This is a genomic window from Alcanivorax sp. HI0007 (assembly GCF_001635525.1).
Lineage (GTDB): Bacteria > Pseudomonadota > Gammaproteobacteria > Pseudomonadales > Alcanivoracaceae > Alcanivorax.
Genome location: NZ_LWEJ01000213.1, coordinates 20,072 through 46,304, shown reverse-complemented (window position 1 = coordinate 46,304; position 26,233 = coordinate 20,072). Strand labels below are relative to the sequence as shown.

The 26,233-nt window shown below is 59.0% G+C and carries 27 protein-coding genes; 13 read left to right on the top strand and 14 right to left on the bottom strand.

The window, feature by feature from the left end:
• Positions 1–96 precede the first annotated feature (96 nt).
• From A3714_RS18245 to A3714_RS10875, 3 genes are all read left to right on the top strand, one after another.
• The gene (locus tag A3714_RS18245; RefSeq protein ID WP_369817832.1) at positions 97–333 is read left to right on the top strand and encodes a helix-turn-helix domain-containing protein; all 237 of its coding nucleotides are present in this window, start codon (positions 97–99) and stop codon (positions 331–333) included.
• Between the two features lie 99 nt (positions 334–432).
• Positions 433–1,122 carry a response regulator transcription factor gene (locus A3714_RS10880; RefSeq protein WP_197461968.1) on the top strand — a complete coding sequence of 230 codons (690 nt, stop codon included), beginning with the start codon at positions 433–435 and terminating at the stop codon, positions 1,120–1,122.
• Between the two features lie 94 nt (positions 1,123–1,216).
• The gene (locus A3714_RS10875; protein WP_082844725.1) at positions 1,217–2,056 is read left to right on the top strand and encodes a GAF domain-containing protein; all 840 of its coding nucleotides are present in this window, start codon (positions 1,217–1,219) and stop codon (positions 2,054–2,056) included.
• Positions 2,057–2,218: 162 nt separating this feature from the next.
• On the opposite strand, the gene A3714_RS10870 is transcribed toward A3714_RS10875, so the two are convergent.
• From A3714_RS10870 to A3714_RS10855, 4 genes are read right to left on the bottom strand one after another with little or no spacing between them, the layout of a single operon-like run.
• Positions 2,219–3,481, bottom strand: coding sequence for a HAMP domain-containing sensor histidine kinase (locus A3714_RS10870; protein ID WP_062817858.1), 1,263 nt, complete (start codon positions 3,479–3,481; stop codon positions 2,219–2,221).
• A gap of 18 nt (positions 3,482–3,499) precedes the next feature.
• Positions 3,500–4,522 (bottom strand): cyclopropane-fatty-acyl-phospholipid synthase family protein, encoded by a 1,023-nt coding sequence (locus A3714_RS10865; RefSeq protein ID WP_082810940.1) that lies wholly within the window; start codon positions 4,520–4,522, stop codon positions 3,500–3,502.
• A complete protein-coding gene (locus A3714_RS10860) occupies positions 4,519–5,292 on the bottom strand; it encodes a DUF1295 domain-containing protein (RefSeq protein ID WP_062817859.1) in 774 nt (257 codons plus the stop codon). Before A3714_RS10860 ends, A3714_RS10865 begins: the two co-directional genes overlap by 4 nt.
• Complete coding sequence (locus A3714_RS10855) at positions 5,285–5,824, bottom strand: DUF2878 domain-containing protein (RefSeq protein WP_062817890.1); 540 nt, start codon at positions 5,822–5,824, stop codon at positions 5,285–5,287. Before A3714_RS10855 ends, A3714_RS10860 begins: the two co-directional genes overlap by 8 nt.
• 83 nt (positions 5,825–5,907) lie before the next feature.
• Between A3714_RS10855 and A3714_RS10850 the strand changes: the two genes are divergently transcribed.
• From A3714_RS10850 to A3714_RS10835, 4 genes are all read left to right on the top strand, one after another.
• Complete coding sequence (locus A3714_RS10850; protein ID WP_063509157.1) at positions 5,908–6,471, top strand: nuclear transport factor 2 family protein; 564 nt, start codon at positions 5,908–5,910, stop codon at positions 6,469–6,471.
• Entirely contained in the window at positions 6,453–6,971 is a 519-nt protein-coding gene (locus A3714_RS10845; protein ID WP_063509158.1) for a chalcone isomerase family protein, read from the top strand. The genes A3714_RS10850 and A3714_RS10845 overlap by 19 nt, the downstream gene beginning before the upstream one ends.
• An 84-nt stretch (positions 6,972–7,055) precedes the next feature.
• The gene (locus A3714_RS10840) at positions 7,056–7,853 is read left to right on the top strand and encodes a GGDEF domain-containing protein (RefSeq protein ID WP_063509159.1); all 798 of its coding nucleotides are present in this window, start codon (positions 7,056–7,058) and stop codon (positions 7,851–7,853) included.
• A gap of 193 nt (positions 7,854–8,046) precedes the next feature.
• Positions 8,047–9,204, top strand: coding sequence for an OmpA family protein (locus A3714_RS10835; protein WP_062817863.1), 1,158 nt, complete (start codon positions 8,047–8,049; stop codon positions 9,202–9,204).
• A 149-nt stretch (positions 9,205–9,353) separates the two neighbouring features.
• On the opposite strand, the gene tadA is transcribed toward A3714_RS10835, so the two are convergent.
• Positions 9,354–9,806 (bottom strand): tRNA adenosine(34) deaminase TadA, encoded by a 453-nt coding sequence (gene tadA / locus A3714_RS10830; protein ID WP_063509160.1) that lies wholly within the window; start codon positions 9,804–9,806, stop codon positions 9,354–9,356.
• Positions 9,807–9,909: 103 nt separating this feature from the next.
• On the opposite strand from tadA, the gene purT reads away from it, so the two are divergent.
• Positions 9,910–11,091 (top strand): formate-dependent phosphoribosylglycinamide formyltransferase, encoded by a 1,182-nt coding sequence (purT, locus tag A3714_RS10825; protein WP_063509161.1) that lies wholly within the window; start codon positions 9,910–9,912, stop codon positions 11,089–11,091.
• Positions 11,092–11,107: 16 nt separating this feature from the next.
• Positions 11,108–11,503, top strand: coding sequence for a TM2 domain-containing protein (locus A3714_RS10820; protein ID WP_035246668.1), 396 nt, complete (start codon positions 11,108–11,110; stop codon positions 11,501–11,503).
• A gap of 35 nt (positions 11,504–11,538) precedes the next feature.
• Here the strand turns inward: A3714_RS10820 and A3714_RS10815 are convergent, their stop codons facing one another.
• Positions 11,539–11,973 (bottom strand): hypothetical protein, encoded by a 435-nt coding sequence (locus A3714_RS10815; protein ID WP_062817866.1) that lies wholly within the window; start codon positions 11,971–11,973, stop codon positions 11,539–11,541.
• Positions 11,974–11,985: 12 nt separating this feature from the next.
• Positions 11,986–12,321 (bottom strand): helix-turn-helix transcriptional regulator, encoded by a 336-nt coding sequence (locus A3714_RS10810; RefSeq protein ID WP_063531308.1) that lies wholly within the window; start codon positions 12,319–12,321, stop codon positions 11,986–11,988.
• A gap of 99 nt (positions 12,322–12,420) precedes the next feature.
• On the opposite strand from A3714_RS10810, the gene A3714_RS10805 reads away from it, so the two are divergent.
• Positions 12,421–13,674: an NADH:flavin oxidoreductase/NADH oxidase family protein gene (locus tag A3714_RS10805; RefSeq protein WP_063509162.1), complete on the top strand. Its 1,254-nt coding sequence runs from the start codon at positions 12,421–12,423 to the stop codon at positions 13,672–13,674.
• 155 nt (positions 13,675–13,829) lie between these two features.
• On the opposite strand, the gene A3714_RS10800 is transcribed toward A3714_RS10805, so the two are convergent.
• A complete protein-coding gene (locus A3714_RS10800; protein WP_063509163.1) occupies positions 13,830–15,848 on the bottom strand; it encodes an NADPH-dependent 2,4-dienoyl-CoA reductase in 2,019 nt (672 codons plus the stop codon).
• A gap of 272 nt (positions 15,849–16,120) precedes the next feature.
• On the opposite strand from A3714_RS10800, the gene A3714_RS10795 reads away from it, so the two are divergent.
• Entirely contained in the window at positions 16,121–16,729 is a 609-nt protein-coding gene (locus tag A3714_RS10795) for a TetR/AcrR family transcriptional regulator (RefSeq protein WP_063509164.1), read from the top strand.
• 98 nt (positions 16,730–16,827) lie between these two features.
• Positions 16,828–18,957 carry a molybdopterin-dependent oxidoreductase gene (locus A3714_RS10790; protein WP_063509165.1) on the top strand — a complete coding sequence of 710 codons (2,130 nt, stop codon included), beginning with the start codon at positions 16,828–16,830 and terminating at the stop codon, positions 18,955–18,957.
• 22 nt (positions 18,958–18,979) lie between these two features.
• Here A3714_RS10790 and A3714_RS10785 read toward each other — a convergent pair whose 3' ends face one another.
• From A3714_RS10785 to A3714_RS10760, 6 genes are all read right to left on the bottom strand, one after another.
• Positions 18,980–19,981, bottom strand: coding sequence for an alpha/beta fold hydrolase (locus tag A3714_RS10785; RefSeq protein WP_063509166.1), 1,002 nt, complete (start codon positions 19,979–19,981; stop codon positions 18,980–18,982).
• Between the two features lie 77 nt (positions 19,982–20,058).
• Positions 20,059–21,396 carry an ATP-binding protein gene (locus A3714_RS10780; protein ID WP_063509167.1) on the bottom strand — a complete coding sequence of 446 codons (1,338 nt, stop codon included), beginning with the start codon at positions 21,394–21,396 and terminating at the stop codon, positions 20,059–20,061.
• On the bottom strand, positions 21,393–22,061 hold the full coding sequence (locus tag A3714_RS10775; RefSeq protein ID WP_063509168.1) for a response regulator transcription factor: 669 nt from the start codon (positions 22,059–22,061) through the stop codon (positions 21,393–21,395). Before A3714_RS10775 ends, A3714_RS10780 begins: the two co-directional genes overlap by 4 nt.
• Positions 22,061–22,372: a PepSY domain-containing protein gene (locus A3714_RS10770; protein ID WP_062817875.1), complete on the bottom strand. Its 312-nt coding sequence runs from the start codon at positions 22,370–22,372 to the stop codon at positions 22,061–22,063. Before A3714_RS10770 ends, A3714_RS10775 begins: the two co-directional genes overlap by 1 nt.
• Before the next feature lie 10 nt (positions 22,373–22,382).
• Positions 22,383–22,691, bottom strand: coding sequence for a PepSY domain-containing protein (locus A3714_RS10765; RefSeq protein ID WP_062817876.1), 309 nt, complete (start codon positions 22,689–22,691; stop codon positions 22,383–22,385).
• A 174-nt stretch (positions 22,692–22,865) separates the two neighbouring features.
• A complete protein-coding gene (locus A3714_RS10760) occupies positions 22,866–24,152 on the bottom strand; it encodes an acetyl-CoA C-acetyltransferase (protein ID WP_062817877.1) in 1,287 nt (428 codons plus the stop codon).
• A gap of 312 nt (positions 24,153–24,464) precedes the next feature.
• On the opposite strand from A3714_RS10760, the gene A3714_RS10755 reads away from it, so the two are divergent.
• Complete coding sequence (locus A3714_RS10755) at positions 24,465–25,883, top strand: 3-oxoacyl-ACP reductase (RefSeq protein ID WP_063509169.1); 1,419 nt, start codon at positions 24,465–24,467, stop codon at positions 25,881–25,883.
• The last annotated feature ends 350 nt before the right edge of the window (positions 25,884–26,233 follow it).

Genomic DNA, 26,233 nt, shown 5'->3' with positions numbered 1-26,233 from the left:
GGTGCAGACCATTCAGGCCTGGATTCATGAGCACTACAAGCAAAGCACCAGCCTGGGCCAGCTGGCGGGGGCTCAGGTGGACNGAGCCCCCGCCAGCTGCAGCGTCGCTTTACCACCACCCTGGGCGAGCCTCCACTGCAATATCTTCAGCGGGTACGCATCGAGGCAGCCCGCAAGATGCTGGAACGCGGCACCAATAACCTGGCAAAACTGTCCGAACAGGTTGGCTACCAGGACGTGAGCAGCTTTTCCCGTCTGTTCAAGCGCCATACCGGCCTGTCTCCCAGCCATTACCGTCAGCGTTTTGCCCGCACCGGCGCCCTCACTGACTGACCGTTAAAAAAGCCGACGAGCGTGAAGAACCTTGACGGTTCGTTGACGACTGGGGCCTGATGATGGGTACAACTACAAAGGAGAGACCCTGTGGAAAACCTGTCCATCTTACTCGTGGAAGACCATCGCCAACTGGCCCAGACCGTGGTGGAATTTCTGGAACAGGAAGGTGCCACGGTGGACTATGCCGGTAACACCAGTCTGGCCCGCGAATTGGTTCAGGAGCATCACTATGACCTGATGCTGCTGGATGTGATGCTGCCCGGGGAAGACGGCTACAGCTTCTGCCAGTACCTGCGCAAGGATCTGGCCCTGGACCTGCCGGTGATTTTCATGACCGCCCGTGACCAGCTGGAAGACAAGCTGGAAGGCTTCGACCGAGGTGGCGATGATTACATCGTCAAACCCTTTGCCCTGCCGGAGCTGGCAGCACGGGTCTCTGCACTGATTCGTCGACAGCGCCGCGAAGTGACCGCCAACACCTTGCAGGTGGCAGATCTGGAACTGGACCCGGCCCGCCAGGAAGTTCGCCGGGACGGTCAGCTACTGAAACTGTCCCCCACCGCCTTCCGTATTCTGCGTATCCTGATGCGCGAATCCCCCCGTGTGGTTAGCCGTGAACAGCTGGAACACGAACTCTGGGGGGATCTGGTACCGGATTCAGACGCACTGCGCAGCCATCTCTACAACCTGCGCAAGGCCGTGGACAAGCCCTTCGATAACGCTCTTCTGAACACCTTGCCCGGTGTGGGTTTCAGCATTCAGGAAGACCGGCCCAGCGCAGGTTGATTGGCAGAAAAAACGCGCCGTCCGTCTCGCGGGGCTTGTAGTTTTCATCCCGGGGACCAGAGAATACGCAAAATTTGCAATATTCCCGGTCCCTATGCCCGCCAATATTCTTCATCTCCCACACTTTTCGTCCTGCAATGCCCTGCTCGATGCGCATCTTGAAGAGCTGCAGAAACGTTTCGGGATGACCACATGGATGATTACCCGCCTGGTCGGTGACGAGCTGGTTATCTTGCGACTCAAAGATCGGCATTACCGGCTGCATCGGGGTTATCGACTGAACTGGCGCCAGAATTACTGTGATGAGGTGGTGGAAAAAGGCCGTCCGGCTATTTTTCCCGATGCCTGTGCGCATCCCGACCATGCGTCGTTGTCACGGAACAATCCGTTGAATATCCGGGCATATGTGGGGCTGCCACTGGTCGATAGCGACAACCGCAAATTCGGCACTCTCTGTGCCATCGATCCACAACCCCAGTCTGACAGCCTGCAGGACGCCGCCACCTCCCTGATTCACGAGGCCGCCCTGATCAGCTTCCTGCTCAGCAACGCGGTGCGCGAAGCCAGGGAAAAACGTCTCACCACCTTTGTGGAGCATCCGGACCGATGTGACGATACCGGCCTGCCGGGCCATGAAGGCTGGCAAGACATTTGCCGACAGGAAGCCAGCAATTGCCGGGATTTCGGTCTGGAGTCATCGGTCCTTTATCTGCAGGCCCCACAGGGCAGCAACAGCCTGACCATTGCCGATTCCCTGGCCGCCCTGCTGCGGGAACAGGACAGCATTGCCCACCTGGGCGATAATCGTTTCGGGATCATGCTGGCAGACACCGATGAAACCAAGTCCCACCGTGTGGCAGACCGGATTCGTGATGCCTTGAACGCCAAACAATTGCTGGTGCGCATTGACCGGGAACGGCTGGTCAGCGGCTAGTAGGGCCTCTGTATAACGCCTTCAGGCTCACTCTTTCCTCTTTCTGCTGACTCGCCCCAACGGATTGCAGGCCTGGCTGGCAGGCCCGGCAGCACTCGCAGCGCCCGAATACTCCAGAGCACAGGGGCGCGAACTGAAAGGCAAAATTGCCGGGTTTTGTGGCTAGGAAAAACGGATCGCCACTTCCGTGCCGCGCCCCGGGGCACTGGTGACCATCAGGTGCCAGTGATAGCGCTCACAGAGGCGTTGTACGATCGCCAGTCCCAGACCGTGGCCGGCTTCCTGGCTTTGCCCCCGCTCGAACGGTTTGAGGATTCGCGCCAACTCATCCGCATCCATACCGGCGCCATAATCCACCACGTGCACGGTTTTTTCCGCCACCAGAATGGTGACATCACCGGAGCCACTGTAGTTGATGGCGTTGCGCACCAGGTTGGTTAATACAATCGTCAATGCCACTTCCGGGCTGTGCACCGTGAGCAAGGCAGTCTGACGCACCTGCAGGCGAATCTGCTTGCGATCGGCCAGCGGGCTGAGGCGCTCCATCAGATTCACTGCCAGGTCGTTGACGATCACATCCTCATTGTCTGGCTGACGCTGTTCCGTCCGCGCCAACATCAGCAAGGTTTCCAGCGTCGCCTCCATGTCTTCGACGGTATCTTCCATGCGACGAATCAGCGGACGATCCCCGATCTGACTGACCAGTAATTCCAGGTTGGCACGAAACACCGCCAGCGGGGTTCTCAGCTCGTGGCTGGCATCGCGGGTGAACTGCCGCTCGCGCTCCACGAAACTCACCAACCTGTCCGCATAGGCATCAAGGGCCGCCACCAACACGGCCACTTCGCTGTCAGTGTCCGCATCAATACCGCTCAGATCCGGGCGCGCAACGCTGGGATCTTCCACCGGAGTCTGCCGCAAACGATCCGCCAGCTGGACCAGTGGCGACAACAGGTCGCGGGACTTTTTCCAGCCCAGGAACGAGGTGATATAGATCACCAGAAGGACACCGGTGAGCGGCAGAATACCAAACAGGAATGCCAGCACGGATACCCGTTGCTCATCGAAAATCAGATACAGCCGGGCATTCCCCTGACGCTCGATATAGACAATCGGACGTTCGCCAGCGAGGTCCGCCCGCTGGTAACCGTCCGGCAGAGACTGCAGCACCTGCGGGATGTCATCGTTCACCGCTTCACTGTTCAGCAGCCCAAGCAGATGCCGGGTATTCGGGCGCGGCTGAGTGGGATTGTCATCCAGCAGGGACCAGTAGTGCTCGGCTTCCTTGATCAGCGCCTGCTTGACCAGTACCTGCTCGATGATGTTGGCGGTCGCCCAGACGCCCAGCACGGTCGTCAGACTGATCAGCAACAGCTGCAACAGATAGACACGGGTAATACGATGCTGGACGCCGGTTTTCTTCATGCACAATGCTCAACAATGTCAGCCGGCGGCATTTGCCGGACGGGAAAACAGATAGTGGGCCACGAACCACTCTTCCCCGTCACGATAGTCAAACAACTCCGCACAAGCCATGAAAAACATGCGCCAGCGTTGCAACCAGACCTTTCCTTCGCCCTTGCCATAAACCTCATCCAGCAACGGGATCAGTTGGGACTGTTTCTGGTCCGCCAGATCCAGCCAGGCTTCCAGGGTCCGCGCATAATGGGTACCGTTCACGGCCCAGCGCTGATCTTCTTCCAGCTTGCCCGCACAGTGCGGCAACCAGTCGTAGGCCGGCATCATGCCACCGGTGAAAAAGTAACGGGCCATCCAGTCGCTGCTGCCTTCGTCTTCAAACAGATAGGTCAGGTTGCGATGGCAAAAGACATGGATAAACAGTTTGCCGCCGGGCTTGAGCCAATCGTGGATCCGCGCCATCAATGCTGTGTGATTACGCATGTGCTCGAACATTTCCACCGACACCACGCGGTCAAACGGTTGATCCGGATGGTACAGGGACGCGTCAGCGGTGATCACACGTACATTGGTCAGACCCTTTTCCGCCGCCCGGCCCATAATGAAGGCTTTCTGTGACGCCGAGTTGGAAATGGCGGTTATGCGACTACCGGGGTAATGCTCGGCCATCCACAGGGTCAGCGATCCCCAGCCACACCCCATTTCGAGAATATCCTGACCGTTGTCCAGCTCTGCCCGCTCGCAGGTCATTGCCAGCATGGTGCGCTCGGCCTCAGCCAGGTCGTTAACGCCTTTGGGCCAGTAAGCGCTGGAATATTTCAGATAGGGGCCAAGCACCTGCTCATAAAACCGGGAATCCACCTCGTAATGTTGCTCGTTGGCTTCATCCTGACCCACCGCCACCGGGCCCTGTTTCAGCGCGCTTTCCAGGTCCTCGCGACGCTGCTTCTGTCGCTCCTGCTCAAGCCGCTTTCCCAACAAACGCCGGATACCGAAACGTACCAGGGCATCCGGCAACAGGCCGGACTCCGCCATTTGAATCATCATGCTTTGGGTCTCCAGGGAAAGAACGCACTGGTGGTGCGTTGATAGTCGCGATAATCGTCGCCACGGGATTTAAGTGCCTGCTTTTCGGTGTAGGGGATACCCGTGACGAACCACAGGAACACGAACATGGCCACTGGCAGGCACCACAACCAGGCACCCTGACTGGCGCCAATGGCAATCAGTGGGTAGCTGCACCAGTGCAACCACTCGAAAAAGTAATTGGGGTGACGGGAATAGCGCCACAACCCGTCTCGGCAGGTACGACCGGCGCTGTCGGGTTTGCGCTTGAAGCGTGCCAGTTGTCTGTCGGCAAGGCTCTCACCGGCAATCGCCAATGCCCCCAGACAAGCCCCGGCAAGCACCGCTATGCTGACGCTGTCCTGCTGGTTGCCAATCACCCAGAATGTGAGGGCAAACCCCCATGCCAACAGTGCCTGGCCCCAGTAAAACAACAGAAAAACCGGTTGGGTCTTTTCCTGCAAGGCCTCGCGCATGGCCGCATAGCGACCGTCTTCCCGGGACTCACTGGCGACACGTCGAAAGATATGGCTGCCCAGACGCACAGACCAGAGCAACAGCAAGGCGCCGGCAACCCAGCGAGGCAATACCTCTCCGCTGCCGGTCACCAGAAAGATCAGGCCGACCACTCCCACAGACCAGGACCAGAAAACATCCACCCAGCCCGCATTGCGGGTCTGCAGTTGTTGTAACCACAACACGGTGGCAACAATCAGCAAGGCCACAAGCAACAAATAATGTATCTCAGGCATGATGATGTTCCTTTTCGCCGGTAAGTTGTGCGGCGTAGGCCAGCAACGGCACGGCCACCGCCCATACCACACCATAGGTGATCGCAATGGGCAGCCACTCAAGGGGCGCGCTGGCAGCGCCAAGCCTCATCCCCATGGTGACCGAAAAGACCCCGCCAATGGCACCAAAAGCGGCTCCCAGCCAGGGTCTGCCGCATAGCCAGTTGAGGCTGTAATGAAAACTGACGGCAAACCCCAGCCACAGCGCCCAGATCCATGCCGGCGCCAACCAGGGGTGCTGCCAGCCGGTATAGGCCAGTAGCCCACTGCTCAGCCAGATCGGCTCAAGCAAGAGGCAAAGTACCAGCCCCCACAAGAGCATGGCGACATTTTTCGACCAGCGCGGGTCGAACCACCATTGTCCGGCCAGCATCACCGCCAAAACCGTCCAGGAAGGCCAGGACATTTCCCTGGCACCGCCAAACACCGCGGCAGCCCACAGCAGCTGAAAGCCGACAAAGTTGATAATCAAGGGAGCAGGCAATCGTTTCATCAGCGAACAGTGCACCGCGACTCGTCAATGGCCTGTGAAATTCCTTCACAGCCGGATCACCTGACTGCGATCAGACTCGCCTCATGAAATCATTACTTTTGACAATGGTGTTGCTGGTACCGGTTCTACTAACGGGCTGTAGTAGTACCCCGCTTGGCCCCTATGGCTACACCGACCAATTTCTGGAACGCCTGGAAGCAGACGGCCAGGTTGCTGTGCAACCTGATGACGACACCTTGTCCCGCTTTATTGATTTCTACAATCCGCTGGATCATCAGCGCATCGCCGAAGGGATCGACCAGATTTATGCCAGCGATGTGTATTTCAACGACACCCTGGTGATCGTGCGGGACAGGGAGACTCTGCAGAAACACCTCCTGGCCACCGCCGAACGGTTGAGCTACATGTCACTGGAGCCGTTGAATGTGGTCCGCGACGGACAACAGGTCTACCTGGTCTGGGTCATGGAAGCGCATTTTTCCCTGCTGGGTCGGGAGCGCTTGTCCCGCACCATTGGCATCAGCCAGCTGCGCTTCAACCGCGACGGACAGGTTTTCTTCCACCAGGATTTCTGGGACAGCAGCCAGGGCCTGGATCAACATTTGCCAGTATTAGGACCGATGACACGATGGCTACGCGATCACTGACCCGTTCCTTTCTCCTTTCAATGTCCTGCCTGTTGGTAATGGGCAGCCCTGCCCAGGCGGATGACTGGCAGCAGTGCCACCGCAGTGATGTGAAGGCATTACGCTTTATTACCGTGGGTGAAGCTCGCTTGCTTCGGCAGGATTGCAATGTGGATGACCTGCTGGCCGCCCCCATGAGACTGGAGTTCAGCTACCAACGGGAGGTGCCTGGTGATGCCTTTGCCAAGGCCGCCATGAACTTTCTGGAGAAAAACCTCAGCGACAGCGAGTTCGAACAGCTGAAGCCCCGTTTTGAACGATTCAACAGCCATTATCAGGATATTGGCGATGGCGACACCTACGCCATGGTTTACCAGAACGAGCAGCTGCAATTGCTGCTCAACAACGATCCCCTCACCAGTGAACAAGGTGCGCAATTCGCAGAGGCCTACCTGACAATCTGGTTCGGGGAGAAACCCTACTCCAGCAATCTCAAGCAGGCCCTGCTGGGCAATCCCTGACTGCGTCTCCACTATTGCGCCTGGGCGGGGCAATCGGGATACTGATTGGATAAAAATCAATATCTTGTTCGGGGATATCACAGCATGTCCAAGCTGTTCCATGTGGTGGCCTCATCGGCCCGGCAGACAAGCCGGCACGACCGTGCCACCGCACTCAAGGGCACCCTGCTGATTACACTCAGCGCCGTATTGCTCTCTCTGATCCTTACCAGCATCGCCATTCTCGTGGTGGGTGAGAGGGACTGGCTTTCCGCCCTGATTCTGGCCACCGTGCTGCCGCTGATGCTGCTGCCGCCCCCACTTTATCTGGTGGCCAGCCGTTTGATGTCACTGGATCGGCAGAATCACCAGCTGCAACAGCTGGCCCGCGAGGATCACCTGACCGGGCTGTTCAACCGCCCTCACCTGCTCAGCATGCTGGAAAGAGAACTGGCATTGAGTCAACGTCATAACTACACGGTTTCCATTCTGTTACTGGAGATTAACGACTTCACCCAGTTGCTGGATGAATACGGTCGCCATACCGGTGAAAAAGCATTGCGCCTGTTTGCCGATTGTATCCGTGAAAAAATCCGCGAAAGCGATCTGTTCGGACGCTTCGATGGCGCCCAGTTCCTGCTGGTACTCCCCCACACGAACTACGATGATGCCGCCCGAATGGGTGAGGGTCTGCGCGCACTCACTGCCGGCATAAGACTGTCTAGCCCGCGACCCGGAGAAGCACAGCCGGAAAATGTCAGGATCAGCGCCAAAATCGGTGTTGCCAGCACCGAAAACAGTGGCCGCAATATCAATCCTCTGCTTAACGAAGCCGACTATGCGCTTTACCAGAACCGCAACGAAGGACGCGACCGTTCTGAAGTGCCGAAAAGCAATCTTTAAATCGTACCTCAAAAATAAAAAGTAATGCTTTTACACTAGATAATTACAAAACCCCACTCCGCCGATACCAAACTATTTCCATATTTGTAAATTTTTTTATTAATCTGTCATGTGAGGATTTACATGGGAGACCGGCTGCACAACACTGACCCGGTGTTTGTACTGCCTATTGGACAAAACAAGGAAGGAGCTTATGAACGCTAAACATTTTTTGGCGGCTAGTATTGCTTGCGCATCTGTCACTGCGACCACTGCGGTCACTGCTGATGAAATTCCCGAGCGTTATTTCTACTTTGGTGGTCACATCAGTGAGAACTGGATCGACATCGGCGATCACTACGACCAGAACACCAGCGAGAACAGTGTAACCCTTCCCGGTGCCCAACTGGGCTACCGCTTCAACCGTGACTGGTCTGTCCAGGGTTGGTGGGAGCGTAACAACTCCAACACTGACCTGATTGGTGATGCAGACATCAACATCGCTCACGGTAGCCTGCGTAAACACTTCGCCGGCAACTCCGCGTTCGAACCCTACGTGGGTATCGGTGCCGGTGAGTTCCGCACCGAGCCGACCAGCGACAGCTCCAACGATTTCAAGGAAACCATCGGTACCCTGGAAACCGGTTTCCAGACCCTGCTGCACCCGCACTTCCTGCTGGACGTGGGCGCTCGTCCCTACTACAGCTTCCGCACCGAGCGCTGGGATGCTGAAGTCTATGCAGGCCTGAACTTCCTGATCGGTGCATCCGAGAAGGAAGAAGAGCCGGCGCCGGTAGTTGAAAACGTGGTAACCGACAGCGACGGTGACGGCGTACCTGATGATCGCGATCAGTGTGCCAACACCCCGGCTGGCGCCCAGGTTGACGCAACCGGCTGCGAACTGGACGACGATGGTGACGGCGTAGTCAACAGTGCCGACGAATGCCCGGATACTCCGGCCGGCGCACTGGTAGACGAGAAAGGCTGTCAGCAGTACCTGGAAAAAGACGTTAAGGAAACCCTGTACGTTGAGTTCGGTCTGGACAAGGCGGAAGTGCGTCAGACTTCCTACCCTGACCTGGAGCGTCTGGCTGAAGAGATGCGCAAGTATCCCTCTGCTGACCTGGTACTGGAAGGTCACACCGACAGCACTGGCGCAGCGAGCTACAACAAGTCGCTCTCCAAGAAGCGTGCTGATGCAGTGAAGAAAGTACTGGTGGAAGAGTTCAACATCAGCACTGACCGCATCACCACCGAAGGCTACGGCGAAGAGAAGCCGATTGCCGATAACGGCACCAGTGAAGGCCGCGCGGAGAACCGTCGCGTAGAAGCCATCATGAAGGCCACTACCCAGGAAGCTCAGTACCAATAAGAGCTTTTCCTGAACGAAAAAGGGCCGGCATTGCCGGCCCTTTTTTTATGCTCTTCGTCGTAGGGTGCACTGAGCCTAAGGCGAACTGCACCGATTCAACGCCGGGGTGGTGCAGTTCGCCTTAGGCTCAGTGCACCCTACCCACCATCTCAACCCTTGCGGCGAGCCGCGAAAAACGCCTTCAGCATGGCCGCACTCTCCGCCGCCAGCAGCCCGCCTTCCACCAGCAGCTTGTGGTTATAGAAGTCCACCTGCGGCAACTGCAATTGACTCTCACAGACCCCGGCTCGGGGCTCTTTGGCTGCATAGACCAGACGAGCTACACGGGCATGAACCATGGCACCAAAACACATGGTGCAGGGCTCAAGGGTCACGTACAGCGTGCTTCCCGGTAAGCGGTAATTCTGCTCGGCACGTGCAGCAGCACGTAGCGCCACCACTTCCGCATGGGCGGAGGGATCATGGGCGATGATGGGTTGATTGTAGCCCTCGCCCAGCACCTGCTGATCACGGACCAGCACGGCCCCCACCGGCACTTCGCCTGCCTCGGCAGCCTGCCGGGCCAGTTCCAGCGCCCGCTGCATCCAGATTTCGTCGTTCATGGTTCTATCCTGATCAATGCGGGGCCATGGTATGTCGCAGCCGGCCCTAGCACCAGCACCCCATTTCGTTACAATCATGCCATCAATCGCATTGAGAGCTGTTATGACATCCATCGGAACGCCTTTTACCGACACCGCCACCCGCGTCATGCTGCTGGGCAGCGGCGAACTGGGCCGGGAAGTGGCCATCGAACTGATTCGTTATGGCTGCGAAGTGATCGCCGTGGACCGCTACGATCATGCCCCGGCCATGCAGGTGGCCCAGCGTCGTCATGTCATCAACATGCTCGATGGTGCCGCCCTGCGCCAGTTGGTCGAACAGGAAAAGCCGGCACTGATCGTGCCGGAAATCGAAGCCATCGCCACCGACGAACTGGTTCAACTGGAAAGCGAAGGCTTTACCGTGGTGCCCACTGCCCGGGCTGCAAGACTGACCATGAACCGCGAAGGCATTCGCCGCCTGGCAGCAGAAGAATTGTCACTGCCCACCTCCCCTTACCGCTTTGCGGAAAGCCTGGAGGAATACCAGCAGGCTGTTGCCGAGATAGGTCTGCCCTGCGTGGTCAAACCGGTGATGAGTTCCTCCGGCAAGGGCCAGAGCACCGTGAAAACCGAAACTGACATCCAGTCCGCCTGGGACTATGCCCAGTCCGGAGGACGCGCCGGTCAGGGGCGGGTGATCGTTGAGGGCTTTGTGGACTTCGATTACGAAATCACCCTGCTTACCGTGCGCCACCGGGATGGCACCACCTACTGCTCCCCCATCGGTCACCGTCAGGAAAATGGCGATTATCAGGAATCCTGGCAACCCCAGCCCATGAGCGACAAGGCGCTGAAAGCCTCCCAGGAAGTGGCGGGTGCCATCACCGAGGCACTGGGCGGCCTGGGCATTTTCGGCGTGGAGCTGTTTATCAAGGGCGATCAGGTGTATTTCAGCGAAGTGTCACCGCGCCCCCATGACACCGGCCTGGTAACCCTGCTCTCACAGAACCTGTCCGAGTTCGCCCTGCATGCCCGCGCCATTCTCGGACTGCCAGTCCCTGACATCGAACAACGGGGACCCAGTGCCTCTTCGGTACTGCTGGTGCAAGGCGACTCCAACCAGATGCGTTACCGTGGGCTGGACCAGGCCCTGGCCCAACCGGAAACGGAAGTGCGCCTGTTCGGCAAACCGGAAGTGAAGGGCAGCCGCCGCCTGGGGGTTGCCCTGGCCCGTGGTGAATCCATCCAGGAAGCGCGTGACAAGGCGAATGCCGCCAGTGCCGCACTGAAAGTCGATCTATAAAACGAGGTTAATCGCCATGCAGAATCAGGATACGCACAGCAAGGTCATCGGCTATCTGCTGTGGATTTTCGGCTTTATGGGCGCCCACCGGTTTTACTACGGCCGCCAGATCACCGGCACCATCTGGTTTTTTACGCTGGGGCTGTTTTTCATCGGCTGGATCATCGATCTGTTCCTGATCCCGGGAATGGATGATGCCGCCGACGAACGCTACGAACCCGGTAGTATCGACTACAACATCGGCTGGGTTCTGCTTACCTTCCTGGGCATCTTCGGCATTCACCGCTTCTACATGGGCAAGGTAATCACCGGGATCATTTACCTGCTCACCGCCGGCCTGTTCGGGCTGGGCATTCTCTACGATTTCTGGACCCTGAACGGCCAGATCACCGAGAAGAACCGCCTGGCCTGAACCCGGCATACGCCACGCCCATTGCGGGCGTGGCCTCAACGCATCACAAACCCGGCAAACAACACCGCGAAACCACCCACCTCGGCCACGATCAACGACACCATGAATGTGGACATGGCCAACTCCGGCACACTGCCGCCGCCCAGCCGGTGGGGCCGTTGCAACTGGTTACGGGTGTCCTGCAGAAAACCGTGGAGAATATAACTGCCAATGGCCAGGCCGAAGAACAGCAGGCTCGCCAGGACGGCCAACGTATTGATCCAGTCGTCCCAGACGCTAAGCAACGCAAACCGCTCCAGCACCAGACAGGCAAAGGCGTACATCAGGCTGGCCCGGTGCGCCACATCCACGTAGTAATGGGCACGCCCCTTTTCACTGGTAGCCACCTGCCAGTACTTCCACACCCCGGTCAGCAGGCCGGTCAGAAAGTAAATGCCGCAGCCCCACAACGCCCACTGGTCTGCTGTCATTGTGCTCTCTCCTTATAATTCAAAAAAACGGGCCAGGGTCGCCTGCATGTGCGGCCGGGTATGGCAATAGCGCCGCCGCCCTTCCCTTTCTACCCGGATAAGCCCGGCCTCCGCCAGTTCACGCACATGGTGGGATACCGTAGGGGCACCAATATTGAGACGCTGCATGAAGTCCCCGAAGGCACAACCCGCCGGCACTTTCGCCAGATCCGCATGACCATGGGCCCGGCAATGCTCCAGAATCACCTGGTAGATTCGCAAGCGGTTAGGATTGGACAGGGCCCGAAAGGCCGCTGCCAACTGCTCCGCCGAGCTCTCCGATATGTCTTTCCGTGCCAAAACCGGCACCTCCCCACAAAACAGTTTGACGGGTATAAAACTAACTTATAGTTTGACCATCATCAAACTATACAGCTGCTGACCGTAACAGGTCGTTGGAGGACAATCGTGAGCCACGCGGACACTCTCGGGCAATCACTGGCCCTGCCCTGCGGAATAACGCTGAAGAATCGCTTCGCCAAATCCGCCATGAGCGAAGCGCTGGGAACCATCGATAATCATGTGACCCCGGCGCTGGAGCGACTCTACGGTCGCTGGGCCCAGGGCGGCACCGGGTTGCTGATTACCGGCAATATCATGGTCGACCGCAACCACACCGGTGAGCCCCGAAACGTGGTGCTGGAAGACAAGCGCGACATGACCCTGCTGAAACGCTGGGCGGATGCGGGCCAGAGCCAGGGCAATGATATCTGGGTGCAACTGAACCACCCGGGCAAACAGATCCCGCGCATGCTCGCCAGCGGCGATACCCTGGCGCCTTCCGCGGTGCCCTTCGGCAAGGAACTCAAGAGCGCCTTCAAAACGCCACGGGCGCTCAACGAAGACGAGATTTTCGATATCATCCGGCGCTTTGCCACCAGCGCGGCACTGGCAAAAGAGGCCGGCTTTACCGGTGTCCAAATCCATGGCGCCCACGGATATCTGGTCAGCCAGTTCCTGTCCGGCCACCATAACCGTCGTAACGACAAATGGGGCGGCTCCCTGGAAAACCGTATGCGTTTCCCGCAGGAAATCTATCGCGCTATCCGCGACGCCGTTGGCCCGGATTACCCGGTGAGCATCAAACTCAACTCTGCAGATTTTCAGCGTGGTGGTTTCACCGAAGAAGAATCCATGACCGTGGCCGAAACCCTGGCCGCCGAAGGGCTGGATCTGCTGGAAATCTCCGGGGGTAACTATGAAAACCCGGCCATGGCCGGCGCCAGAGGTGTGCGCGAAAGCACGGTGAAGCGGGAAGCCTACTTCCTGGACTACGCCCAGGCCATTCGCCAGCGGGTTTCCATACCGCTGATGGTCACCGGCGGCTTCCGCTCGGCCCAGGCCATGGCGCAAGCGGTGGAAAGCGGCGCCACCGACCTGGTCGGTATTGCCCGTCCTCTGGCCGTGGAACCGGATCTGGCCAACCGCATTCTCGCCGGCCAGGAAGGGGTCATCAGCCGCGTCACGCCGCGCAAGACCGGCATCAAGATGATCGACGAAATGGCCATGATGGAAGTGTCCTGGTTCTCCCGTCAGCTGCATCGCATGGGCAAGGGAAAGGACCCGAAACCGGATGAGAGCGTCCTGCTGTCGCTGTTCAAGGTAGTCACCGAGATGGGGATTGGTAGCTTCAAGACTCGACGGTTGCGGGCGAATAATTAGTTGAAAGTTCAAAGTTGAAAGTTACAACGCGCGATAGGTGTGTTGTAACTTAAACGCAAGAGGCCGCGCTTATCGTTAAGCGCGGCCTCTTGCTTTTCCGGGACAGGAGAAACCTTCCAGCGTTTCAACTTTGAACTTTACACTTTCAACTGTCTTTACAACGCAGCAGCCACTTCCGCGCCCTGACGAATAGCACGCTTGGCGTCGAGCTCTGCAGCCAGGTCAGCGCCGCCGATCAGGTGGAAGTTTTTCGCGTCTTCCTGATACAGCTCACGCAGGGATTCCTGACCGGCACAGATCACCACGTGATCCACGTCCAGCACCCGGCTTTCCTCGCCAATCTTGATATGCAGGCCGGCATCATCGATTTTCTCGTAGCTACAGCCCTTGAGCATTTCCACATTGCGGGATTTCAGGGTGGCACGGTGTACCCATCCGGATGTCTTGCCCAGGTCCTTGCCCAGTGAGGTTGGCTTGCGTTGCAGCAGGGTGATCTGTCGTGCCGGTTTTTCCACGTCCGGCTCTACCAGCCCACCCGGGGCATCGCTGTTCATGTCCACGCCCCACTCCTTCATCCACTCCGGCAAAGGCTGCTCACCCTCGCGGGGATGTTCGGCCAGGAACTCGGACACGTCAAAGCCGATACCACCGGCGCCGATCACGGCCACCTTTTCGCCCACCTGGGCCTTGCCACGCAGGACATCCACGTAGGAAAGCACTTTGGGATGATCAATACCGGGAATGCCCGGGGTGCGCGGCAGCACCCCGGTAGCAATAACGATTTCGTCAAAACCCTGGGCCTGCAGATCGGCCACTTCCACTCGCGTATTAAGCTTCAGGGTGACGCCGGTGTTTTCGATCCGCTTGCCGAAGTAACGGATGGTGTTGTGGAATTCTTCCTTGCCGGGGATCACCTTGGCCATGTTGAACTGGCCACCGATTTCGCCGGCCTGATCAAACAGGGTCACATCATGGCCCCGCTCTGCCGCCACCGTGGCACAGGACAATCCCGCCGGGCCGGCGCCCACCACCGCCACCTTCTTCGGCTTGGCAGTGCGCAGGTAGAGAAGCTCGGTTTCGTGGCAGGCTCGGGGGTTGACCAGACAGGACGCCCGCTTGAGCTGGAAAGTGTGGTCCAGACAGGCCTGGTTACAGGCGATACAGGTATTGATCTCGTCCGCTTTGCCCTGCTCGGTTTTCTTCACGAACTCCGGGTCCGCCAGCAACTGGCGGGCCATGGACACGGCATCCGCCTGGCCACTCTTGAGAATCTCTTCCGCCACATCCGGATCGTTGATGCGGTTGGACGCGACCACCGGAATGGAAACCACGTCCTTCACCTGGCGGGTGGCCTCCACGAAGGCTGCCCGTGGCACGGAGGTAACGATGGTGGGCACCCGGGCTTCGTGCCAGCCGATACCGGAATTCAGCAGACTGGCGCCGGCCGCTTCCAGCTCCCTGGCCAGATCCAGCACTTCCTCACGGGTGGACCCTTCCGGGACCAGATCAATCACCGACATGCGGAACATGATGATGAAATCATCACCACAGCGTTTGCGGGTTTCGCGCACGATTTCCACCGGGAAACGGCGGCGGTTTTCCGCATTGCCACCGTACTTGTCCTTGCGCTTGTTGGTGCGCGGCGCGGTGAACTGGTTAATCAGGTAGCCTTCGGAGCCCATGATTTCCACGCCATCGTAACCGGCCTTCTTGGCCAGGTAGGCCGTGTGGGCAAAATCCTTCACCGTCTGCTCCACCTCTTTGGTGGACATGGCCTTGGGCTTGAACGGATTGATCGGGCTCTTGATGGCAGAGGCAGAGCGGGAGAACGGGTGGTAACTGTAACGGCCGGCATGCAGCACCTGCAGGGCAATCTTGCCCCCTTCCCGATGTACCGCATCGGTGACCTTACGGTGGTTCATCACATCAAAGCGGCTGTTGAACAGCCCGGAGAACGGATAAAACCAGCCCTTCTTGTTCGGGTTGAAACCACCAGTGACAATAAGGCCAACGCCACCGCGGGCACGCTCGGCAAAATAGGCTGCCAGCTTGGGAAACTGCCAGAAACGGTCTTCCAGTCCGGTATGCATGGACCCCATAATCACCCGGTTCTTGAGCTGGGTGTGGCCCAGATCCAGGGGGGAAAGCAGGTTGGAATAGCGGTCGGCTGTCATGGTGTATGCTCCGTATCGTCACCAAAGATGGCTACGCGTTAATTATCTGGACGGCGTCAAGTTAATGGCTTATTTTGACACTGTCAAGATTATTCCTGAAACTACCCTGGCAAGTGACACGTTGAACGTTTCAACGCGGCATCTGCGTGGCCATAATCTGCACCACCCTGGCCGCGCTCAAACCCGCTAGTTCGCGTAACCGGCGGCTTGTCTGCCGCCTGCTTTAACAGCGCGTTGTAACTTGCCACTTTCAACTTGCAACTGGATTACCCATGTCACGACCCGCCCGCTACCACCACGGCGACCTGCATTCCACACTGCTCCGGGAAGCCAACCGCTTGCTGGACGAGGACGGCATTGATGGTCTCTCCCTGCGCAAACTGGCAGAACGGGCCGGCGTCTCCCGCACCGCACCCTACCATCACTTTCGTGACAAGAATGCCCTGCTCTGCGCCCTGGCCACCCAGGCCTTCAGCCAGCTGGATGAGATGATCGCCCGGCAATTGCAGGGTGACGGCTCCCGGGAACGGATTCAGCACTTTGTCAGCGAGTACCTGCGTTTTGCCACCGAACACCCGGAACAGTATGAGCTGATGTTTGGCCGCACCATCTGGAAAAGCGGAGACCCCACCGACGAACTGAAAGCGGTGGCCTACCGCAGTTTCCGCCACTATGCCGAGCGGCTGGGCAGCCAGCTTCAGGGCCGACTTCCCGCTGACACGGATCCGCTACGGGTTGCCCAGGCCAGCTGGGCCACCATTCACGGGCTCTGCCGCCTGGTCATCGATGGCATCTATGTGAACCGGGACGACATGGAAGCGGTGAGCCAACAGGCCGTGGCGTTGATCATGGCCGCCCTCAAACCGGTGAAAAACGACTGATACACCGCCAATAACGACTCACTGGGTATTCGGGTCATAGGACTGCTCCACCACTTCGGGCTAGCCTGAGAGAAAGGGAGAGACAAAAGACCCGAGCCATGAAAACAATAGCCACGTTCTGTCGCGTCTGCGAACCCTCCTGTGGCCTGGTGGCCCAGGTGGAAGACAACATTGTCCAGCGCCTGCAACCCGACAGGAACCATCCTGTCAGTCAGGGGTTCGCCTGTCACAAGGGCGTCAATTACCTGGCCATTCACCAGGATCCGGATCGCCTGGACTACCCCCTGCAACGTGAGGGCTCCCGGCAGCCCGGTGAAGGGCAATGGCATCAGCAAGACTGGGATAGCGCTATCGCCGCTGTCGGAGATCAGCTTGCACAGATCCGCGACCAGTATGGTGCGGATGCCATCGGCGGATATATCGGCAACCCCACCGCCTTCAATGCCCTTGGCAGCCAGGGTATCGGTGAGTTTTTCATGGGTATCGGCAGCCGCCGTATCTTCAACTCCGGCACCCAGGACTGCTCCAACAAGTTTGCTGCCGGCGAAGCCGTTTTCGGCACCAGCACCCTGCACCCGTTACCGGATATCGACAATACGGACTGCCTGCTGATCTTCGGCGAAAACCCCAAAGTCTCACACATGAGCTTTATTTCCATTGCCGATCCCATGGCCAAAATTCGCGCGGCCTGCCAACGGGGCGCCCGTGTCTTTTACATCAACCCACGCAGGATCGAATCCGCCAGCCCGAAGACCGGCGAGGTGATACAGATTCTGCCGGACACCGACTTCTATCTCATGGCCGCCCTGCTCCACGAGATTGATGCGCTGGGTCGTTTCAACCAAGCCGTGCTGCGCGACCATGGCAATCACGTGGATGAACTGCGTGAGGTGATCGCGCCCTATTCCGCCGACAGCGTGGCCGATGTGGTGGGGCTTAGCGCTGGAGATATCCGTGCCCTGGCGGATACCTTCAGCGCGGCCAAGCGTGCCTCGGTGCACATGTCCACCGGCGTCAACATGGGTCGACAGGGCACCCTCTGCTACTGGCTCCTGCAGATGCTGAGCTTCGTCACCGGCAACCTGGACAGGGAAGGGGGCAATTTCTACAGCGAGGGCTTCTACCCGGCCGCCAAAGCGGGCCGTGCCCGGCCTGACGACAGCCTGTTCTTCTCCACCCGATACGGCGAGTTACGGCATATCCGGGGCGCCCTGCCCAGCAACCTGCTGCCGGACATGATCCTGGATGACGACAACCCTGTGCGGGCCCTGGTGGTGATTGCCGGCAACCCCCTGCTCAGCGTGGGCGGCGAGGATCGCTGGCGCCAGGCCCTGGAAAAACTGGACCTGCTTGTTGTCATCGACCTGTTTCGCAACGCCACCGGGGAGTACGCACACTTTCTGCTACCCTCCGCAGATATGCTGGAGCGACCGGATATCAATATCTGCGGCTTGGGCATGCAGTACCGCCCCCATGTGCAATACACCGATGCCGTGGTGCCGCCAGCCCATCAACGCAAGGAAGAATGGTGGATCCTGTCCCGGCTACTGCAACGCATGGGCTTAAGCGCTCCTCTGCTGGAGCAGACCCCGGCCAACCCCTTCGGGCGACTGGAACATATGATGTCCCGACACCAGCTGGACGTGGCGACCCTGAAGCAGGCCCCCTCCGGTACCGTGGTTCTCGACACCCAGCCCATTGGCCGCCTCTACAGGGACTTCGTGCAGACCGACGACAAACGGGTGGACTGCTGTCCGCCCCTGTTTGCCGAAGCCATTACCCTGGCGCGGCAACAGTTCGATGCCCTCAAACACACTGCCCCGCCATTCCGGTTGATCACTCTGCGGACCAACTACATGCACAACAGCTGGTACCAGAATGTGGCCAACCTGAAACGGGGTCAGCATGACCATAATCCCTTGCACATGAACCCCCAGGACATGGCCTCACTGGGACTGGCTGATGGCGACCATTTGATCCTCAAAAACGAGTACGGGGAAGTGATGGCGCAGGCCCGCGGGGATGACTCCCTGCGGCCCGGCGTGGTAGCCATGACCCATGGCTGGGGCAACCAGAAAACCCCAGGGCTGACCGTGGCCAATCGCTACCCGGGGGTGAATATCAATGCCCTGCTGCCCCACGGTCCGGGCAGCTTCGAAAAGCTGAGCAACCAGGCATTCATGAGTGGCATACCGGTAACCATCAAAGCCGCAGGCAAGCTCGCCTGAAACCCGTGCAAGGCAACCGCTGTCAGTGCCTGTTCAGAAAGGCCTTGAGCGCGGCGATATAATCATCAAACGCCTCGTACTGAGGCACGTGGCCAATGCCGTCCATCTCCACCAGGACCGCATGAGGAATGCGACTGGCAGCCTCCTTGCCCAGGCGATCATAACGGCCCAGCTGATCCCTTTGCGCTTCCGGAGCCCGGTTACGTCCCAGTGCGGTTCGATCACGGGTACCGATAATCAGTAATGTGGGCAGGGTCAGCCGATCGAAATCATGCACCACCGGCTGGCTGTAGATCATGTCGTAGTGCAATGCGGAATTCCATGCAATGCGCCGGTAATCCGGACCACGCATCCACCCCTGCTGCAGGGTGAGCAGGGGGTCATAGGTCTTTTTCCACTGACCATCAAAATAGCTGCGGGTCATGTAGGCTTTGACCTTCTCCGGGTTCTTGTTCATTTCTCCCTGATACCAGGCGTCCACGGACTGCCATGGCACCTGCTTGCGCTGCCAGTCTTCCAGGCCAATGGGATTAACCAGCACCAGTGCATCGCTGCGATCCGGAAACATCAACGCAAAGCGGGTGGCCAGCATGCCCCCCATGGAGTGCCCCACCACTGTGACACGGTCCACCTTCAGGGTATCCAGCAGACGGCGGGTCTGGTCGGCGAGGGTCTGGAAGCTGTATTGAAAATGCGCCGGTTTCGATGACTTGCCAAACCCGATCTGGTCCGGCGCTACCACCCGATACCCTTCGGCCAATAAGGCCGACATGGTGTCTTGCCAGTACGCACCGGAAAAATTCTTGCCGTGCAAAAGCAGGACTGTTTTTCCATTGCCCTGTTTCGGCGCCACATCCATGTAGGCCATCTCCAGATCCTGTTGCTGATCCTCCAGACTCAACATCTGCACCGGGAAGGGATAGTCGAAATCCGTCAGACGGGCATCAAGAGAAACCGGTGCCGCGACCAGTCGTCCGGCCAGTAACAGTCCCAGCAGCACCAGCCACAACCGCTGTTCTTTCATGGGGCTCTCCTTACTCAGGCGTTGTCAGGGGTTTATGGTCCGAGTGCGCTCACCCTGGCCAGGTTCCCTGCCGGTGATCACGATGGCTGGCGCCCACCAAGCAGAAGCGGTAGCCGCACCACTACCTGCAAGCCCCCCAGCGGGCTTTCCCCCAGGGACAGATCGCCGCCATAAGCCGCCACGGTATCGCTGATAATGGCCAGCCCAAGGCCATCCCCCGGTGTGCGTTCGTCCAGCCTCTGACCCCGCTGCAGGACCTGCTGGCGACGCTCAGGGGCAATCCCCGGACCATCATCCTCCACACACAGGCACAGCTGTCCGTCACCTTGATCCAGTGTCAGGCGAATGTGGCTTTTTGCCCATTTGAACGCGTTATCCAGCAGATTGCCCAGCACTTCCAGCATATCGTCCCGCTCCAGTGGCAGAGCGGTCAGCTGGTCCCCTTCTACCGTCACTTGCAGGGAACGGTGATGAGCCCGCTCCAGTGTCGTGACGAGCAGGGGCACATGATCGGCCGGACAAAACCGGTTGCTGGCCGTTACCCCCGCCGCCACGCGGGCCCGTCCCAGCGCCCGGCGGATCGTCGCTTCCATCTGATCCAGCTGCTCTTGCAGCAATGCATGGAGGGCAGGATCCGCGGTTTTCAGTTGTTCATTGCAGCGATTTTTCAACACCGCCAGCGGGGTTTTCAGCGCATGCCCCAGGTCCCCCAGCCCATGGCGGGAGCGCTGCAGCTGTTGTTCGGTATGCCGTTGCAGACGGTTGATTTCCACCACCAGCGGGTGCAACTCCAGCGCCACGTTTTCATTGAGCGTATTGCGCTGGCCACCGCGAAGCTGTTCGATCTCCTTGCGGGCTTGCCGCAACGGCGACAGCCCCCGGCGCAACAACCACTGTTGCACCCCTGCCAACACCAGCAGCACCACCAGCCAGGCAATCAGCACAGCGGTGCGGGTGCGGGCGTACGCGGTCATCACCGGGGTGTAATCCTGGGCCACAACGATGGTCACCGGCTGATCGTTCATCCGGTATTCACCGCGGTAACGCAGTAACTGCTGACCGCCCGGCCCGGGCTGCAGCATCGGGTCCATGCCGGGGGACTCCGGCATGGACAGCGTGGCATCCCACAGTGACCGGGAGCGCCAGCGGCTGTCATCCACCAGCACCACGAAATAACGTCCGGAGAGAGGCCGCCGGTAAGCCGGATGCAGTCGCGTCGGGTCCAGCGTCAGCACATCATTCCGGTCCCGGCCAATGGCGGTGAGCACCCCGGCCGCATCGTCACGCAGCGAGGCGCTGAGCGAGTCACGTTGTTCTCGCTCCAGCCACCACAGCGCCCCCTGGCTAATCAACAGCCCCGCCAGCAGCAAGCTGACGAACAGGCTGATACCCAGGCGACGGCCGATGGAGGTCATCCCTGCCCCCCGATAAAGACATAGCCCTGCCCCCGGCGGGTTTCGATCACATCCTTGCCGAGTTTGCGGCGCAGGCGATTCACGTGCACTTCCAGTACATTGGAATCTCGATCACTTTCGTTGTCATACAGGTGGGAGGCCAGCTGCCCCTTGGATAACAACCGACCCGGGTTGTGCATGAAATATCGCAACATGCGGAACTCGGCACCGGTAAGCGTCATTTCCTGCTCACCCTGCCAGACACTCTGGCGCTGCTCATCCAGTGTCAGGCTGCCCACACGCAAACCGGCATCATTGACGTTGCCGTGGCTACGCCGCAACAGGGCCTGCACCCGCAGCAGTAATTCATCCGGATGGAACGGTTTGGTCAGGTAATCGTCGGCGCCCAGCTGCAGCCCCTCGATTTTTTCCGACCAACTGTCCCGGGCGGTGAGAATCAACACCGGCACACCGAGCCCCTCTGCTCGCCACTGCCGCAGAACCTGCAGGCCATCCATACCGGGTAGCCCCAGATCCAGAATCACCAGATCGAAGGGATCATCATGGGCCCTGACAAGGGCATCTCGACCATCAGCCAGCCAATCCACCGCATAGCCGTGTTCGCGAAACATGGGGATCAATTGATCGGCCAGGGATACGCTGTCTTCCACCAACATCAGCCGCATCAATCGTCTCGCTCATCATCCAGCCAGGCCCCGTCACGGGCATCGATTTCCAGTTCGCGCACCACCCTGTCACGGGTCAACAACTCGATTTCATAAATCAGGATACCGTCATCCCGTTCCAGCTCCACTTCCAGCAAGCGAGCCTCCGGATAACGGCCAAGGATAGCATCCAGTACAGTTTCAAACGGCAGCACCACGCCCTGCTCCCGAAGACGCAGAGCTTCTTCGTGGCTGACATCGTCCGCAATCGACGAACTGGAAAACAGGCCAAGCAGGGCGAGTAACCCCGCCCTGCTGACCCGTTTCGACATTGTCACAATTTCAGTCCCGTTCATCCTTCAGCACATCGCCGGTACTGGCATCAATGTCCACATCCCATTCCTGGCCCTGGCCATCACGGAGCTCCACCTGATAGATGTAGCGACCGTATTCGTTTTCCAGATCGGTGTCGGTGATCTGTGCGTCGGGATGCGTATCCATGGCCACCTTGTCCAGCGTCTCCAGGGACTGGATTGTGCCGTCTTTCACTAACTGTGGCACTTGCTGGTGGGGTACATCATCCGCATGAACGGTACCGGCGGCGGCCACGCCGAGCAGGGCGGCAATCAGAGGGGTTCGGGAAAATCTCATGGTGTTGCTCCTTTCCTGTTGGGTTTGAGTCCCTGTGGGGATAGGAAACACTCTAAGAGCACAACCTGAATTTACCCTGAACGCTACCTGAAACCAGCATGAATCCGTGGGCAGCGGATATTTCAGGCATAAAAAAACCGGCCCGAAGGCCGGTTTTTTGCGTCATGCCAGCGATTATTTCTCGAGAATCGCTACCACGCCCTGACCGCCAGCAGCACACACGGAGATCAGTGCGCGGCCGGAGCCTTTTTCGTTCAGCAGCTTGGCCGCATTGGCGATGATACGGCCACCGGTGGCAGCGAACGGGTGGCCGGCTGCCAGGGAGGAGCCTTTCACGTTCAGCTTGCTGCGGTCGATGCTGCCCAGCGCCTTCTTGCGACCCAGACGCTCTTTGCAGAAGGTCTCGTCTTCCCAGGCTTTCAGGGTAGACAGTACCTGGGACGCGAAGGCTTCGTGGATTTCGTAGAAATCGAAGTCCTGCAGGGTCAGGTCCAGCTTGTCCAGCATGCTCGGCACAGCGTAGGCCGGTGCCATCAGCAGGCCTTCTTTCTTGCCGATGAAGTCCACGGCAGCGGCTTCACCGATGGTCAGGTAGGCCAGTACCGGCAGGCCACGCTCTTTGGCCCACTCTTCGGTGGCCAGCAGTACTGTGGACGCACCGTCGGTCAGCGGGGTGGAGTTGGCCGGGGTCATGGTGCCGTCCGGGCCACCGAAGCAAGGCTTCAGGGTAGCCAGTTTTTCCAGGGTGGAGTCACCGCGCATGTTGTTGTCACGCTCCAGGCCCTTGAACGGGCTGATCAGGTCATCCTGCCAGCCATCTTCATAGGACTTGGCCAGGTTCTGGTGGGATTTCCACGCCAGCTCGTCCTGGTCTTCCCGGGCAATGCCCCACTCTTTGGCGGTGATCGCCTGGTGCTCACCCATGGACAGGCCGGTACGGGGCTCGCCGTTCTTGGGGATGTCGGGCATCAGGGATTTCGGATTGAGCAGCTTCAGGCCCAGCTTGGCGCGTTCGCCGTTGGTCTTGGCACGGTTCAGCGCCATGAACACCTTGCGGGCTTCTTCGTTGACGCCCAGGGGCGCATCAGAGGTGGTGTCCACACCACCGGCGATGGCGCAATCGATCTGACCCAGCGCAATCTTGTTGGCCACCAGGATGGCCGCTTCCAGACCGGTGCCGCAGGCTTGCTGCAGGTCATAGGCCGGGGTTTCCGGGGCCAGCTTGGAGCCCAGTACGGATTCGCGCACCAGGTTGAAATCGCGGGCGTGCTTCATTACTGCACCGGCAGCCACTTCGTCGATCTTCTCGCCGTGCAACTTGAAACGATCCACCAGACCGTCGATAGCAGCAGTCAGCATTTCCTGGTTGCTGGTATCAATATACGCAGAGTTGGAACGGGCAAACGGGATACGGTTACCGCCGATAATGGCAACCTTACGTACGGCTTTACCTGCCAGCATAGTCATGTCCTCTAAAGATGGCGGTGAGCAACGACAGCGTGAAAACGCTACAGTATTCACTCGAATGGGCGCAGTCTACCCGCAACCGGCACGGCCTCATTGGCTCAAACGCCTGTTTGACTCCCGGCGCCGGTCAATACACCTGCCACATTGCAGTGATTCAATACGCGCCAGTGTGCGACAGGGCTGATTCCCATGCCCTACGAAAGAAGTCTGATTTTGGCCGTTCTTTCCCTGGCACATCTTTAAACTCGCTCTGGTTGCACTAATGTAGCCAGACACATTCATCTTCTGATGGCAAAGGACAGGATCATGAGCGATACCTATCAGGCGATTGCCAATTCCTCTATGGGCAAGGCGCTGTTTGGCGCAATCAATCTCCCCATCCCGGTGATTCTCGATCGCTGGCAGCCGGGCCAGGCTTCTTTCATCAAGGGCCGCGTACTGGTGGGCGCCGCCAAGGGTTCCACCGGTATCGATACCGTCCTCGCGACATTGAAAGGGGCGCCGGAAGCACAGGTCGCCGTGCTGGCCAACACCGGCAACGCCACCGAGCTGCAGAAGAAAGCCGGCAAGCTGGGCGTGAGCGCGGACAACTACACCGCCAACCGCGAAGACGATGCCAAGTTCAAGGGCCTGGTATTCGATGCCACCGGTATCCAGAACCCGGATGAGCTGAAAGCCCTGTGGGAATTCTTCCACCCGGTAATTCGCAAGCTGGAAAAATGTGCCCGCGTTGTGGTCATTGGCCGCACCCCGGAAAAACAGACCGGCGCCACCCGTGTGGCCCAGCGCGCCCTGGAAGGTTTCACCCGCTCTGTGGGCAAGGAAATCAAGAAAGGCGCCACCGCCCAGCTGGTGTATGTAGACGAAGGTGCTGAAGCACAATTGGCGTCTCCCCTGCACTTCTTCCTGTCGCCGAAATCCGCCTACGTGTCCGGCCAGGTGGTTCGTGTTTCCGAAGCCGGCTTCAAGGCGACCAAGTTTGACTGGGACAAGCCGCTGGCGGGCAAAAAAGCGCTGGTCACCGGCGGTTCCCGCGGTATCGGTGCGGCCATTGCCGAAGTTCTGGCCCGCGACGGCGCCACCGTGACCGTGCTGGATATCCCGCCCATGGCTGATGACCTGAACCAGGTGGCCGAGCAGATCGGTGGCGATACCCTGGAACTGGACATCACCGCTGACGACGCCCCCGCCACTATCGCTGCCAAGGCGAAGGAAATCGGCGGCTACGACGTGGTCGTGCACAATGCCGGCGTCACCCGTGACAAGATGTTGGGCAACATGCCGGAGAAATTCTGGGACATGGTGCTGAACATCAACATCGCCAGCCAGCTGCGCATCAACGAAAAACTGCTGGCTGACGGCGGCATGGGTGAAGGTGGACGCATCATCTCCATCAGCTCCATCGCCGGTATCGCCGGTAACCTGGGCCAGACCAACTACGGCGCTTCCAAGGCAGCCGTGATCGGCATGATCGATGCCTACAAGGACGAGTACGCCGAGAAAGGCATCACCATCAATGCCGTGGCCCCGGGCTTCATCGAAACCCAGATGACCGCCGCTATCCCCTTCACCATCCGTGAAGCGGGCCGTCGCATGAACGCCATGAACCAGGGCGGCCAGCCGGTAGACGTGGCTGAAACCATCGCCTTCTTTGCCAGCCCGGCCTCTCAGGGTCTGACCGGCAACGTGGTGCGTGTGTGTGGCCAGATGCTGCTGGGTGCGTAACAGCTGCAAGCCTCAAGCTGCAACACGGTTTGAGGCTTTCGCCACACGATCGACAAAAGAGCCGCGCCGCAAGGTGCGGCTCTTTTGTTTGTGGGTTGTACTCCCAATCTATCAACGATAGCCGCTGTAGGAGCTCCTCTTGAGGGGCGAACCGAGCGATGCGAGGCGGCAGACACATCCGTTCCCGCACTCTTTTCTAAAAGCTGCCGAGCCTTGAAGCGCCTGATCATCCTTCGGATGATTTCCGCGTTCACACACAGTTCGCCCCTCAAGAGGACTATTCGCTACGCTCACCCTTCGGGCCGCACTGTACTGCATGCGTTACTTCGCTGCGCTCTGTTCCTACAGCG